Genomic DNA, 15,228 nt, shown 5'->3' on the forward strand with positions numbered 1-15,228 from the left:
TTTTTTATCTTTGCAAAGGTAATATGTAAAGCCTTTTAGTAAGACTTATTTTATCTGTAGAGTTTTTTAGTAACGTATCAAAAAAGTGTAAAGTAAATTTAGGCATAGTCAGATACTCGTTGCTTTTGTCTAAAAAGCCGGCGTATTTTGGCGAAAAGGTAGGCATCTTTTTGTAATTCATGCCTATGTTTTTTCCTATGGAATGCACTTCTTTCCTATACCTTATTATATATATACTATTGTATGAAGTTCCAACCTGAAAAACAGAAGAGCTAGCGGGGTAGAATAAAATAATTAATCTAAAAATCTTTACTCTTAAGACTGGTGATATTAATATTGTTTAAGAATATTGCTTGAGCTGGATATTTGTCGTTTAGAGGTTAAAATGACTTTTAAAAATGACCAATTTGGGCACTGCTAATTAATTTTTTGCTCAGTAGATAAGCGTATATTGGATATCGGAATAGGATTTATGAGGATTATTCTGAAGTTGTTAGAAGCTATGTACTATTATGGATTTCAAAATAGGCAAGCAGAATTAGATTTTTGACGAGTGTCTCGCCATCAATGAACCTATATATATAATAAATGATTGGAATTCAGAGGTGGGTATGTTAAGTTAAAATCAACCTTTATTTGCAACAATTAATACTTTCGATTTTGACGAATTTCAGGTACGTTATCTAAATAGGTAGGTTTGTCCTCAATTTTAGGGGATGTTGATAAGAAACTGGGGGTGTTGATAAAAAAAACATCATGATTATTTGCTGGTATCAAAAAAGGATTTACCTTTGCAATACAATCGTGTCGAGTAGAATCGTTCCTTATCGAGTTGCGGATAGAAATACCGGGCAAACTCGTTCAATCCATCCGGCCCCATGTCCGGTATATAAATGTATCCCACACGACCTTGCGTAGCTTCCGTTACTTTCTTCAGGTTATTCTGTACCCAGTTATAATGATACAGCGAATATTCTTCTACCAACGGCGTAATCACTACTTTATGCGCTCCTGCCAATTGCGGCTTGCTGTTCAGCATCAGTTCGGTAGGAACATCGGCTTTCCCAACCAGCAACTGATACATATTCTTCACACTGTTGGTAGGAACACCGTCGATAGCAACGATATATTCGCCGACTTTCGCTTCAATGCCCGGCTCTGCCAGCGGAGAACGCAACTTCTTGCTCCAGTTGGCTCCTTCCAAAATCTTTTCCAACTTGAAGAAACCACTCGGATCCCGGGATATTTCTGCGCCCAACATACCAGTATTCAAACGTTCAGGCTTTTCCATTTCACCGGGATTAACATAGGCATGACCACATTCCAGCTCGCCAATCATCTCACCAATGATGTAATTCAGATCGAGACGCGTCTTTACGTATGGCAACAGAACAGCATATTTCTGCTTGATTGCCTTCCAATCCATTCCGTGCATGTTCTGTAAATAGAAACCATCCCGATAAGCCCGCCAAGCTTCGTCGAAGATCTGTGCCCATTCTTGCGGATAATCTACCGTAATCTTCATATTCGAAAGATTCACCGCCTGACTTAAATCGGCTTTTCCGGAAGGAATTGTAGAAGAGACATACAATGTTCTAGGGCGTGAAAACATAGCTTTGGAACTGCCGGGATTAACATACATGATGGCTCCTTCGGCAATGGTTTCTTCTTTCTTTGTTTTCAGATCATACGCCTTAGTGCCGCCAGAGGTATAATAATAGACTTTATTCCCGTCTGAATAAAAATGTGCGTAATACGAAGGAGAAAGCGGAAGCTTCACGATACGATCGGCGATACCATCGATGTCGATGCAGACCGACGTATCTTCTTCCGAAGTTTCTTCTTTTGTTCCTTCAGTAGTCTGTACAGTCACCTCATCATCTTCTTCCAAGAAAGGTGAAGGCGTGTCCTGACGAAGCAGTGCCAGATAAACCCCATTCATCCGGGTATAAACATGATTCCATTCCGTTTGTCCGTAAGTCGGATTGAAATCACGGGCAGACGAGAAGATCAGATACTTACCATCCGTACTGAAAACCGGTGAGCTGGACGAATACCACTGATCCGTTATAGCATATTCCTTTTGGGTTTCGAGGTTATAGACATAGACAATCGAAAAATCATTCTCCGAAGTACGGGTATAAGTCAGCCATTTACTGTCCGGAGAAAAAGAAACTTCTCGCGGTTCGCCCAGCGGATCCTGCAACAATACCTTCTTCTGTTTGGAAGCTACGTCCAACAGACAGATCCGGTTCTGCCGATCGGTATAAACCAGCTTCTTGGCATCCGGACTCCAACTAAACGTCCGGATATACGTATCATTGTTCTTTGTCAATTGAACCGGTTCTTTTCCCAAACCATCTTCCTGTAAATAGAGTTCTGTCTCACCGGTCCGGTCGGAGATAAAAGCGATATATTTCCCGTCGGGCGACCATTGTGCTTCCCGTTCGTGCGCTCCGGGCGTGCGGGTGATATTCTTACTGACTCCTTTTTCGACTGGGATATTAAACACTTCCCCACGAGTTGTGACCGCCATCCGTTCGCCATTGGGAGAAAGACTGGCAGCAGTCAGGTAATCAACGCCATCCTTAATAGCTTGACGTGCATAGACATTGTCGGAAGCCAAGCGGATATTTACTTTCTCTGGCTGGTTATTTCCGGCTTTCAGCTTATAGATATAACCACCATTCTCAAAGACAATCCAATCGCCGTGGCAAGAAGGGAATTTGATATCATACTCCGTAAAGTTGGTTACCTTCTTGGTTTCTTTCGTTTTCGTATGATAAACAAACAGATTCATCGTACGATCACGATCCGAAAGGTAATAGATTTCATCGCCTATCCACATCGGGAAAATATCCTGCGCCTCATTGTTAGTAATATTCTCTACTTTCTTCTGGGCCGGATCATAAATCCATACATCATCCGCCATTCCACCTTTATAATATTTCCAGGTACGGAACTCACGCATTACCCGGTTATAAGCCAAGCGTTTGCCGTCGGGCGAATAACTACAGAAGCCACCTTCGGGCAAAGGAATCACCTCCGGCAGTCCGCCTTCCTGATTGACGGTATACAACTTTCCGGTGAATCCGTCACCAATTCGGTTACGATAGACAATCTGTTTGCCGTCGGGCGTCCACGTCATCACAATATTATTCGGTCCCATACGGTCACCCAAATCATCACGACCATTCGTAGCCGTATACGTTACCCGTAAAGGCTCTCCGCCATAGACGGGAATTGTAAACACTTCGGTATTTCCATCATACTGACCGGTAAAGGCAATTGTCTTTCCATCCGGTGAAAAACGGGGAAACATCTCATACCCGACATGCGAAGTCAATCGCTGGGCCTCACCTCCGCTCATAGGTACCTGATACAAATCGCCGGCATACGAAAAAACAATCTCCTTCCCATTCGTAGCCGGAAAACGCAGCAATCGGGCTTCATCTGCCAAGGCAGTCAACGAAAGTCCCGAAAGAGCAATTAGCAATAATTTCTGATTCATGGCATATCTTATTTATACGTATTTCGTGAATAGCACTCTTTTCTATCAACAAAGATAATCATTCACCATACATATCCTCTACCCGAAAGCCACAAAGTTCATATCAGCAACCCGCCTTCTTCCACTTCTGCAGTTTTTTATACGACCAGCAAGGACAAAACCAATAGGGAAGTAATTTTTTGACAATTGTCGTAAAGCTTTTCCATATTCGTCAAAAAACTTTAGCACATATATAGTAAAGCTTTTCGACATCTGTCGAAAAATTAATAACTGAATAGTTCAATAGTTTACCAATTAACCTTCAAACTTTGTTCATAAATCAGAAACAATAATTTAGTCCATCTATTATTATGTATATCATTTACCATCTTAATTATAAGATGTAAGTTTATGTGTGACTTTTCTTTACATTTTGATTTTATTATTTTTAAAACAACAAATTAATATATATTCATATGAATTAATTATAGAGATTTGTTCAATAACAAATCTTTCCCAAATGCATATTCTTTTTAAAATATGTATCCATTTTTCTCGTTTTTTATTTTATAAAAAATATTAATATGAATATTTTATAAACATTATTGATAGTTGATTTAAACTTTTATATTATCTTTGCAATTAGAGGGTAAGAATACATAGATTTACAGTTGATTTTTTGAGAATACAAATAATGAAATCAGATATAGTAAATTTTTTTTATTTACTATAGTTATAGATGAACTAGAGTTGTTGAGTGAATGAATTCTTAATAAGTTAATAGTCTAATATTCTGACAAATATCCAACAAATAGAAAAAAGCTCATGTTATATTAAATATATGCTATATGATAAAAAAGAGTAAACTAGCCAATCTATTATTATTGACGGGAGCATGCATAATTCCGATGAATGCTTTTGCAGAAATTGCACCTAAAAAACCGTCAGTAAATTTCTCTCAACAAGATGGGAAAGTTGTTTGTATGATTGAGGATTCATTTGGTCCTGTCGTAGGAGCATCTGTCATTATTAAAGGAACAACAAACGGCAACGTATCGGATATGGACGGACGTGTTGTTATCGAAAATGTAAAGAAAGGAGATGTTCTTCAAGTATCTTATATCGGTTATGCCACACAAGAAATAACCTACACAGGTCAACCTTCTATTCAAGTGATGATGAAAGAAGATTCGCAATCATTGGATGAGGTAGTAGTCGTAGGTTATGGAACCCAGAAAAAAGCTAACTTAACTGGAGCAGTAGCACAAGTTGCTGGAGATGTACTGGAAAGTCGTCCTATCTCAAATATCGGACAAGGTTTGCAAGGTGTCGTTCCAAACTTGAACGTATCAGTCGGAGGTGGAGCACCTGGACAGTCCTCATCATTCAACATTCGAGGTAATACGTCATTGAATGGAGGTAGTCCATTAGTTCTGGTTGATAATGTACAAATGGATCCAAACTTGGTTAACCCAGAAGATGTCGCTTCCATTTCCGTTTTAAAAGACGCAGCTTCTGCTGCTATTTACGGAGCACGTGCAGCCTATGGTGTTATTCTTATTACTACAAAGAATGGTAAAAAAGGAATGAAACCACAAGTTTCTTTATCAGCCAGTGGTTATTGGCAATCTCCTGCTGTACGTGTTACCAACGTCAATTCCATGGAATTTTTGGAGATGAAAGACTTAGCATATCAGAACGGAGGAGGTAGCGGACATTACTACAATGACGCTATATATAAATATGCAGAAGCTTACTTCAATGGTTCATATCCATATGCCGAATTTTACGATGCAGCTATCGATCCCAACAAATGGCAATATTGTGGTAATACTGATTGGTTCAAAGAATTGTATAAGACTTCGTTCTCTCAAATGTACAATGTCAATTTAAACGGTGGTACAGAAAAAACGACCTACTATGCATCCGTTGGTTTTAATGATGTTGGAGGTATGCTGAAAGCAGGAGACGATATGTACCAGAAGTTTAATGCAAACATCAATGTATCTTCAGATATCACAAAATGGTTAAATGTTTCTGCTAAAATTATGCATACATATACCAAAGAGAAGCATCCAACCGGTGGTACTACTGTTATGAACTCTACTGCATACTCCGGACTGTCAAGTTACAGTGGTATGATGAAGAATGACTTAAGTCCATTGATGCCTATCCGTCACACACATACCGGACGCTTATATCCTAGTGCTGGAGCTGGAGCAATCAATCAAGATGATATTTCATCACCAGGTGGATATATCTATCAAGATGATGGACAACATTATTATGCAGGTCAAGGAAGTTATACTAACCCAGTAGCAATTCAGGAACAAGGAGGTAATGGATTAACAAAACAAAATGACCTTTGGATGACCGGAGCAATTAAAATTACTCCATTTGAAGGGTTTGTATTTAATGCTGATTATACCTTTAACTTCTATAATAAAGGGCAGAAACAACATGTCCAAAGCTTTTACGATTATACGGCGGTTGCTGGAACAGAACAATACTACCCATGGACAAATCCAAGTAGTGTAGTCATGGCAAATAACGAAGATTATTACACTGCTTTTAATGCTTTTGCAGAATATTCAAAATCATTCAATGAAATCCATAACACTAAAATCATGGTTGGATACAACCAAGAATATAAACACAACAAATATTTTTGGACAGGTCGACGTGATTTAATCAATGTTTCCAACCCAGCATTAAACCAAGCTACTGGAGAATCAGATCTCGGATATTCGGAAACTCATTGGGCTATTAACGGATTTTTCTTACGTCTGAACTATAATTTCAAACAACGATATTTGTTTGAATTTAATGGAAGATACGACGGCTCATCAAAATTTGCAAAAGATGATCGCTATGCATTCTTCCCTTCAGTTTCTGCCGCTTGGAGAATTTCAGAAGAATCATTCTTCCAACCGTTGAAAACTCACATTGACGATTTGAAATTCCGTGCGTCTTATGGATCATTGGGTAATCAGGTAGTGGACGAATTAGGAAACTTCCCGTATTTACCTAGTTATGGTATCAACAATGCCTATGGAATGATATTAGGAGGTTCAAGACCTGTTGCAGTATCGGCACCTGGACTTGTAAGTAGTACATTTACTTGGGAAACCGTTAATCAAATGGACTTCGGATTAGATGCTGTTTTACTAAACAATCGTTTAAACTTAGGCTTTGACTGGTATCGCCGTGACACCAAAGATATGTTGACTGCAGGACAATCTCTGCCAGCCGTATTAGGAACAAGTGTCCCAGTAGAAAACGCAGCCAATATGAAAACAACCGGTTGGGAAATCTCTGTGGGCTGGAATGACCAATTAGCAAATGGTTTTAGATATTGGTTTAAAGGTGTACTGTCTGACTATTTGAGTGAGATTACCAAATTCTCAAATGACCAAGGAACCCTGTCTAATCATTATGTAGGAGAAAAACTCGGAGAAATTTGGGGATATCGTTCTGATGGGTTATTCCAAACTGATGCAGAAGCAGCTGCTGCCAATCAATCTGCTTTGTATGCAGGAAAATGGGCAGCTGGAGATGTTCGATATATTGATTTAAACAATGATGGTAAAATAGATTGGGGGAAAAACACATTAAGTGACCCGGGAGACAAAACAATCATTGGAAACAATACACCTAGATTCAGTTATGGTTTGACAGGTGGATTCGAATTCAAAAATTTTGACTTCGAAATGTTTTGGCAAGGTATCGGTAAACGAGACTATATGTGTGGAGGAAATTCATTCTGGGGATTCACATCTGAATGGGACACACCATTAAAGACAGCCCTCGATTACTGGACACCAGAAAATACAGATGCCTATTTTCCTCGTCCAACTTGGAATAACGGAGGTAACAGACAAACATCTGATCGCTATTTGCAGAATGCTGCTTATATCCGTTTAAAGAATATTACATTAGGATACACTGTTCCACAGGCAGTTTTATCTAAAATTGGTATCAGCCGTCTAAGAATTTACTTACAAGGTGAAAACCTATTGACCTTTACTCCTTTAATTGATTCATACGATCCTGAATTGATTGACAACATGAGTTACCCTATCTCAAAAAAGGTTTCTGTAGGTTTAAATCTGACTTTCTAAAATAAAACAATTGATTATAAAAGATATAGTAATATGAAACTAAAATATATTTTATGTTCAGTCGCGTTATTGGGAGCTTTTTCTGCTTGCGAAGTAACGGATAGGTTACCAATAGATTCTATTACAGATGAGAACTATTGGTCTACTGTTAATGATCTAAAAATGTATGCAAACGGATTATATGGTAATCTGGATGCTCCGGCTGTTAATAAAGATGATGTCAGTGATAATTTTATCACTACCAATTATAGCACTCTACTTTTTGATGAACAAACTTTACCTGCAACAGCAGATGATGCAGGTTGGACTTGGACAAATATACGAAACTGCAATTACTTCTTACAACGTTATCAGAAGGTAGAGGGAGTAGAAGCAGAAATTAACCTATACGTAGCAGAAGTTCGCTTTTTCCGTGCATTAGATTATTACGGAAAGATCAAAAAATTCGGTGATGTTCCATGGTATGAAAAAGATCTTCAGACTAATGACACAGAAGAGTTATATAAAGCACGAGATCCCAGAGATTTTGTGTTAGGTAAGGTCATCGAAGACTTGGAATTTGCCATTCAATGGTTACCTGAATCAGGAACAGAAGAAAAAGGACGTTTAAACAAAGACGCTGCCAGAACACAATTAGCTCGTATTTGCCTATATTATGGTAGCTTTAAAAAATACCATAATGAAACAGGGGATATATCGGCTGAAGAATTATTGCAAAAAGCTGTTGATCTAACAAATGATGTGATCAATACAGGAAAATATGCTATTGTCAAAGGTTCAGACAGTGGATGTGGACAAATGCCTTACGAAGGATATCCTTGTGACTATTCCAATCAGTTCATACAAGAAGACCTATCAGGTAATAAAGAATGTATTCTTGCACGTTATTATGAGTCTGGTGTAGTTACACATGAAACAGGTCGTCAAGCTGGAGGTAGTGGTTCTGGATTGAGTAAAGACTTTGTAGAATCGTTTTTATGTATAGATGGTAATCCGATTTCCATTAGTCCTCTCTACAAAGGAGATAACATCGTTGAACAAGAAATCGAAAATCGAGATCCGAGAATGTATCAAATAGTCGACAACTTACATAAGCCTTACCGTGTAATCAACAATGCACAACAGCCTATAACTTATCCAGATTGTAGTGCAAATGGAGGTGTTACTGGATATTCTTGTGTCAAGTATCGTTCTCCACTTCAGTCTCAATGGGAAGCCAGACAAACTACTTACGACTGGTTTGTTTATCGCTATGCAGAAGTGTTATTAATCAATGCTGAAGCAAACGCAGAATTAGGAAAATGTACACAGGAAGTTCTTGATAAAACAATCAATCTATTAAGAGATCGTGTAGGTATGCCTCATATGACAACTTCACCTGTTGCTGATCCTGCTGCTATAAATTATGGTTACAGTGTTACTCCTTTAATTTATGAGATTCGCCGTGAACGTCGTATTGAATTAATACAAGAAGGACATCGTTTGGACGACTTAAAACGATGGAACGCGATGAAAGTATTCGAAAATCCGAAGACCATGTTAGGAATACCTATCACACCGGAGAATATTGAGCGTTATGCAGGTAATATTGAATTTGGTGGAGAATCCGGTCGTCCTACCATTGAATATAATGGAAAAGTTTATTTGTATCAATATCCAAGTAAGAAGTTAGATGACGCAGGTCGAAAATGGACAGCAGACGATAAACGCTGGTTAAGTCCTCTTCCTACTGACGAACTGGTATTGAACACAAATCTTAAACAAAATCCTGGTTGGGGTGAATAAACTGAATTTAAAAAGTTTTCTGCAAATCAACTGCAGAAAACTTTTTTTATTAGCTCAATGATTATCCATTCATCAATTAAAGATTATCTTTGAAGTTATTATCTATAAAAAACACAACTGATATGAAAACGACTCATTATTTACTGATGTCGGGCGTATGTGCGGCAACCTGGTTGCTTTCTGCTTGCAGTAACGTCCCGCCTCCTGCACCCGTTTTACCCGTTCCTACACCGGAACAAGTAGAATGGCATAAATTGGAAACCTACGCATTCGTCCATTTTGGATTAAATACCTTCAATGATTTGGAATGGGGTTATGGAAATACACCTGCTTCGACCTTTAATCCGACGGATTTGGACTGCGACCAATGGGTACGAACCATTAAGGCTGCCGGATTGAAAGGAGTTATCCTGACAGCAAAACATCACGATGGTTTCTGCCTCTGGCCTACTGCTACAACAGAATATTCGGTCAAGAATTCGCCTTGGAGAGACGGAAAAGGTGATATGGTTCGTGAACTCTCTGATGCTTGTCGTAAACATGGACTGAAGTTTGGTATTTATCTTTCTCCCTGGGATCGTAACAGTGAGAATTACGGACAGCCGGGATATGTGGAAAAGTTTCATGCTCAGATGCATGAACTAATCAGTAACTACGGTCCGTTATTTGAATATTGGTTTGACGGTGCCAACGGTGGTGACGGCTGGTACGGAGGAGCCAATGAGAAACGTTCAATCGATCCGAAAACATATTATAAATATGAGGAAGCCCGCGATGCCATTAAGGAACTGCATCCACAGGCCATGATTTTCGGAGGAACCGTTCCGGATATTCGTTGGATTGGAAATGAAGAAGGCTGGGCAGATGCGACACAATGGTCGCCCTATTCCTACGAAAAGGAAAAACATTATACCGACAGTCAGCGAGGCATGGAGGACGGAGATAAATGGTTGGGCGGAGAATGCGACGTTTCTATTCGTCCGGGCTGGTTCTATCATGCACGAGAAGACCATCAGGTAAAGTCGTTGGCCAAGTTAGTCGATCTGTATTACCGCAGTGTCGGTCATAATACCAACTTCCTGTTAAACTTCCCGGTAGCACTGAACGGTAAAATTGCTCCGGGCGATTCCATCCGTGCCGTTGAATGGTATCAGACGATCCAAAACGATTTGAAGACCAATTTGCTGAAAAGTGCTTACGTAGAAGCGAGCAATTCGCGTGGCAGGAAATATGCTCCGGCTCGGGTTACCGATGGCGATTGGGATACTTATTGGGCTACAGAAGATGGTGTAACGCAGGCCTCACTTACATTCACCATGTCTCCAGCCTCGGATGTTAACCGCTTATTATTGCAAGAATACATACCATTAGGCCAGCGTGTCAAAGCTTTCAAGATTGAATATGAGGAAAACGCCCAATGGAAAGAGGTGGAACCGGTGGATGAAACAACGACGATCGGTTACAAACGTATTGTTCGCTTCAAAACGGTTCATGCCGAAAAGCTTCGGGTAACATTCCTGGATGCAAAAGGTCCGTTATGTATTAATAATGTAGAAGCATACTTGGCACCGGCCTTGCTGACAGAACCGGCTATTACCCGCAATCTGGAAGATAAAGTCCGTATCCAGGCAGGTGAACCGACAGCCATGATTTATTATACAACCGACGGATCTGACCCAACCAAAGAATCAACTTTGTACGATCAACCTTTTGTATTAGATCAGAAAGCTACGGTAAAAGCGATCGTCTATGACGAAACCTTCGACAAATATAGTCCGGTCACCACTGCCGAATTTGATATTCCGGTAAAAATGTATCAAATAGCGGACGAAAAAGAGAAAGCTATACTCGACGGAAATGGTTATACGACCTATTATTTGCCAAAAGGGAAACAGGCATTGACTGTACACCTCGAACAACCGCAGACGATTTCCGGTTTCCGCTATACACCGAATCAGAATCGGGACGCACAAGGACATATTTCCAGCTATCGGTTCTATGTAGACGGTAAACTGGTATCCAGCGGAGAGTTCTCGAACATCAAGGCTAATCCAATAGAACAAGTCATCCGTTTCGCTCCAGTCAAAGGCAAAGAAGTCAAACTGGAATCCGTACGTAACGTAGATGATGTCAAGAGTACTGGTATCGGAGAATTTTCAGTACTGACGGAATAAACAAAGATAAAAAGGCAAGAAGCGGTCGATCTTCTTGCCTTTTTCTCAATCAAGCATATCTAAAATATCCGAAGCCTTTTGGGCTATATATTTCGGATGATAAGATTCGAGCTCAGAAGCCGGGCGGAATCCCCAGGTAACGCCACAAGCATCAACCCCACTATTGATAGCCGTTTGCATATCTACATTCGAATCTCCAATATATAAGGTATCTGTCGCCTCCACATGCGCCTTTTCTCTGATTTCAGATACGATACCCGGATCCGGTTTTGTCTTTATGCCTTCACGCTGACCCAAAACAGCAGTAAAACGAATATTCGGGAAGAAATATCCGACTAATTTCGTCGTTGCAGCCTGATATTTATTAGAAGCTACGGCCAGTTGGATACCTTTATCCTGTAATGCCTGGAGCAATTCCGGAATGCCTTCATAAGGACGGCTGGCATCCGCATTATGCACATCATAATGAGCCAAGAAATCCTGACGGATCTTAGCAATATTCTCTTCCGTCTTTTCACCTTCAGGCAAAGCACGCTCGAACAGTTTATTAATACCATTACCTACAAAATAATTGTATTCTTCCAGATGATGCGTCGGAAATCCATTCTTTTCCAAGGCATAGTTCGTACTGTGCGCCAAATCAGCGATCGTGTTCAGAAGCGTACCATCCAAATCAAAGATCAATAACTTTTTCATTTCTATCGGATATTAATAATACGGTACAAATATATATTCTCTAGCAGGCGACAAAGATAGAAAAAGAGTTGAATATACACAAAAGGCCGGCTTCCATTCGGGAAACCGGCCTTTCTTCTATTGAATTACTTAAAAACTCAATTATTTACCAGAAAGTTTTTCTTTCAAAGCAGCCAACTCTTCGATATCACCTAAAGTAGTCTTTTCGAGCTGAGTAGTAGCTACGTTGTTGTCTTCTTTCTTGTTGTGCTTAGCTTTCTTTTCAGCAGCAGCTTCTTTCTTAGCATTCTTCTGTTCATCTTCGAATACGCGGCTGTGAGACAAGATGATTCTCTTAGCTTCTTTGTTGAATTCGATAACCTTGAACTGAAGTTTTTCATCTACCTGAGCCTGAGAGCCGTCTTCTTTAACCAAGTGTTTCGGAGTAGCGAAACCTTCAACACCGTAAGGCAAAGAAATAACTGCACCCTTATCCAACATTTCGATGATTGTACCTTCGTGGATAGAACCTACTGTAAAGATAGTTTCGAATACATCCCAAGGATTTTCTTCCAACTGCTTGTGACCTAAGCTCAAGCGGCGGTTTTCCTTATCGATTTCCAATACCTGAACTTCGATATCAGCACCAATCTGAGTGAATTCAGACGGATGTTTGATCTTCTTCGTCCAAGACAAATCAGAAATGTGGATCAAACCGTCAACACCTTCTTCGATTTCTACGAATACACCGAAGTTAGTGAAGTTACGTACTTTAGCTGTGTGCTTAGAACCAACCGGGAAGCGTTCTTCGATATTTTCCCATGGATCCGGTTTCAGCTGTTTGATACCCAAAGACATCTTACGTTCTTCACGATCCAATGTCAAGATTACAGCTTCAACTTCGTCACCAACCTTCATGAAGTCCTGAGCAGAACGCAAGTGCTGAGTCCAAGACATTTCAGAAACGTGGATCAAACCTTCTACGCCCGGAGCGATTTCGATGAATGCTCCGTAGTCAGCCATAACGACAACTTTACCTTTAACTTTGTCACCAACTTTCAAGTTAGGATCCAAAGCATCCCAAGGATGCGGAGTCAGCTGCTTCAAACCTAAAGCAATACGTTTCTTTTCGTCGTCGAAGTCCAAGATAACTACGTTGATCTTCTGATCCAACTGAACGATTTCTTCCGGATGAGAAACGCGGCCCCAAGACAAGTCTGTGATATGGATCAAACCATCTACGCCACCCAAGTCGATGAATACACCGTAAGAAGTGATGTTCTTGACAGTTCCTTCCAATACCTGACCTTTTTCCAACTTAGAGATAATGTCTTTCTTCTGTTGTTCCAGTTCAGCTTCGATAAGAGCCTTGTGAGAAACAACCACATTCTTGAATTCCTGATTGATCTTAACGATCTTGAATTCCATAGTCTTACCAACGAATACATCGTAGTCGCGGATCGGCTTAACATCGATCTGAGAACCCGGCAAGAAGGCTTCAATACCGAATACGTCAACGATCATACCGCCCTTCGTACGACACTTGATGTAACCCTTGATGATTTCGTCATTTTCCAATGCTTCGTTAACACGTTCCCAAGAACGAGAAGCACGAGCTTTTTTGTGAGAAAGGATTAATTGTCCTTTTTTGTCTTCCTGGCTTTCGATGTAAACTTCTACTTCGTCGCCAATCTTCAAATCCGGGTTGTAACGGAATTCAGACATCGGAACAACACCATCAGATTTGAAACCAATGTTTACTACAACTTCACGTTTGTTCATTGCAGTAACAGTACCCATAACCACTTCTTTGTCTTTTACAGTGTTCAGGGTTTCGTCATAAGTTTTTACAAGATCTTCCTTGCTTACGCTACCGTAAGATTCGCCCTTTTCAAGAGCATCCCAATCGAAATTATCGATCGGCTGAATGTTCTTCAAATTTTCCATTCTAAAATTGTTAATACTAAGTTTGTTTTAATTAGTAAGTTAGACTTTATGTTGCCTCTCTCAAAAATCAGCTGCAAAGGTAATGCTTTTTTCTGATTTACAAGAAATCCATTATTAAAATTGCGTGCGAATCTATAATCTTTAACTAATAGACAAGAAGTTAGCCTTTACAGCATCTATTTTACTCCAAAGATCCACTCCGTCTCTTCTACGTTGAAATAAGTACTAACAGTTTATTATAGAAAGTATCCGATGGAAATAATACCTCACTTAGAAATAGAAAAAAATAAAGAGGCAAAAGATACTATTATTTGCCTCTTCCCTCTATTAATAATATTACAATCAACTATTTAATATCTCCGTCAGCCGTTTAACTCCTTCAGATGCGCCACATTGCAGATGAACGATATCATCCCGATAAGTCCGCACTTCTTTCGGATCTATCAAATAAATCGGCTGCCCGCGACGGACATAGTTTAATAAACCAGCTGCAGGATAAACATTTAGTGAGGTTCCAATAATCACAAAAATATCACAAGCCTCTACTTCACGGATTGCCGGATCTATCATTGGGACAGCTTCTCCAAACCAAACAATAAAAGGCCGTAGTTGAACTCCTTTCGGATCTTTATCTCCCCAATGAATATCCGGGTGAGCAGGATTCAGGTCATAAGTAGTTTCTAAATCACGGACAGAACAAGCCTTCATCAGTTCACCATGTAAATGAATCACATGTGTACTTCCCGCACGTTCATGTAAATTATCAATATTTTGTGTAATGATCCGTACATCAAAATCTTTTTCCAAAGCAGCCAAGCCCAGATGCCCGGCATTAGGCTTTGTACTCAATAACTCACGCCGACGCTGATTATAGAAATTCAATACAAGTTCCGGATCTCTCTGAAAACCTTCGGGCGTAGCTACATCTTCCACCCGGTATTTTTCCCATAAGCCATCTGAATCACGAAAGGTGGAAATACCACTTTCTGCACTCATTCCGGCACCAGTTAATACTACTAATCTCTTTTTCATACAG

At 39.8% G+C, this 15,228-nt stretch carries 6 protein-coding genes and 1 pseudogene; 3 read left to right on the forward strand and 4 right to left on the reverse strand.

The window, feature by feature from the left end; all coding sequences use genetic code 11:
* Window positions 1-820: 820 nt before the first annotated feature.
* Window positions 821-3,511 (reverse strand): annotated as a pseudogene (locus tag MUN53_RS15105) (S41 family peptidase); the annotation flags it as partial.
* Window positions 3,512-4,338: 827 nt separating this feature from the next.
* Between MUN53_RS15105 and MUN53_RS15110 the strand changes: the two are divergent.
* From MUN53_RS15110 to MUN53_RS15120, 3 genes are all read left to right on the forward strand, one after another.
* On the forward strand, window positions 4,339-7,611 hold the full coding sequence (locus tag MUN53_RS15110) for a SusC/RagA family TonB-linked outer membrane protein (RefSeq protein ID WP_243326337.1): 3,273 nt from the start codon (window positions 4,339-4,341) through the stop codon (window positions 7,609-7,611).
* A 33-nt stretch (window positions 7,612-7,644) separates the two neighbouring features.
* A complete protein-coding gene (locus MUN53_RS15115; protein ID WP_243326338.1) occupies window positions 7,645-9,396 on the forward strand; it encodes a RagB/SusD family nutrient uptake outer membrane protein in 1,752 nt (583 codons plus the stop codon).
* A gap of 146 nt (window positions 9,397-9,542) precedes the next feature.
* Window positions 9,543-11,570 (forward strand): alpha-L-fucosidase, encoded by a 2,028-nt coding sequence (locus MUN53_RS15120; RefSeq protein WP_243326348.1) that lies wholly within the window; start codon window positions 9,543-9,545, stop codon window positions 11,568-11,570.
* A gap of 45 nt (window positions 11,571-11,615) precedes the next feature.
* On the opposite strand, the gene MUN53_RS15125 is transcribed toward MUN53_RS15120, so the two are convergent.
* The 3 genes from MUN53_RS15125 to MUN53_RS15135 form a co-directional block, all read right to left on the reverse strand.
* On the reverse strand, window positions 11,616-12,266 hold the full coding sequence (locus tag MUN53_RS15125; protein WP_243326339.1) for an HAD family hydrolase: 651 nt from the start codon (window positions 12,264-12,266) through the stop codon (window positions 11,616-11,618).
* 141 nt (window positions 12,267-12,407) lie between these two features.
* Window positions 12,408-14,192 (reverse strand): 30S ribosomal protein S1, encoded by a 1,785-nt coding sequence (gene rpsA / locus MUN53_RS15130; RefSeq protein ID WP_243326340.1) that lies wholly within the window; start codon window positions 14,190-14,192, stop codon window positions 12,408-12,410.
* A gap of 342 nt (window positions 14,193-14,534) precedes the next feature.
* Window positions 14,535-15,224, reverse strand: a complete 690-nt coding sequence (locus tag MUN53_RS15135; RefSeq protein WP_243326341.1) for an SIR2 family NAD-dependent protein deacylase — start codon at window positions 15,222-15,224, stop codon at window positions 14,535-14,537.
* Window positions 15,225-15,228 lie beyond the last annotated feature (4 nt).

The organism is Parabacteroides faecalis, assembly GCF_022809355.1.
GTDB classification, from domain to species: domain Bacteria; phylum Bacteroidota; class Bacteroidia; order Bacteroidales; family Tannerellaceae; genus Parabacteroides; species Parabacteroides faecalis.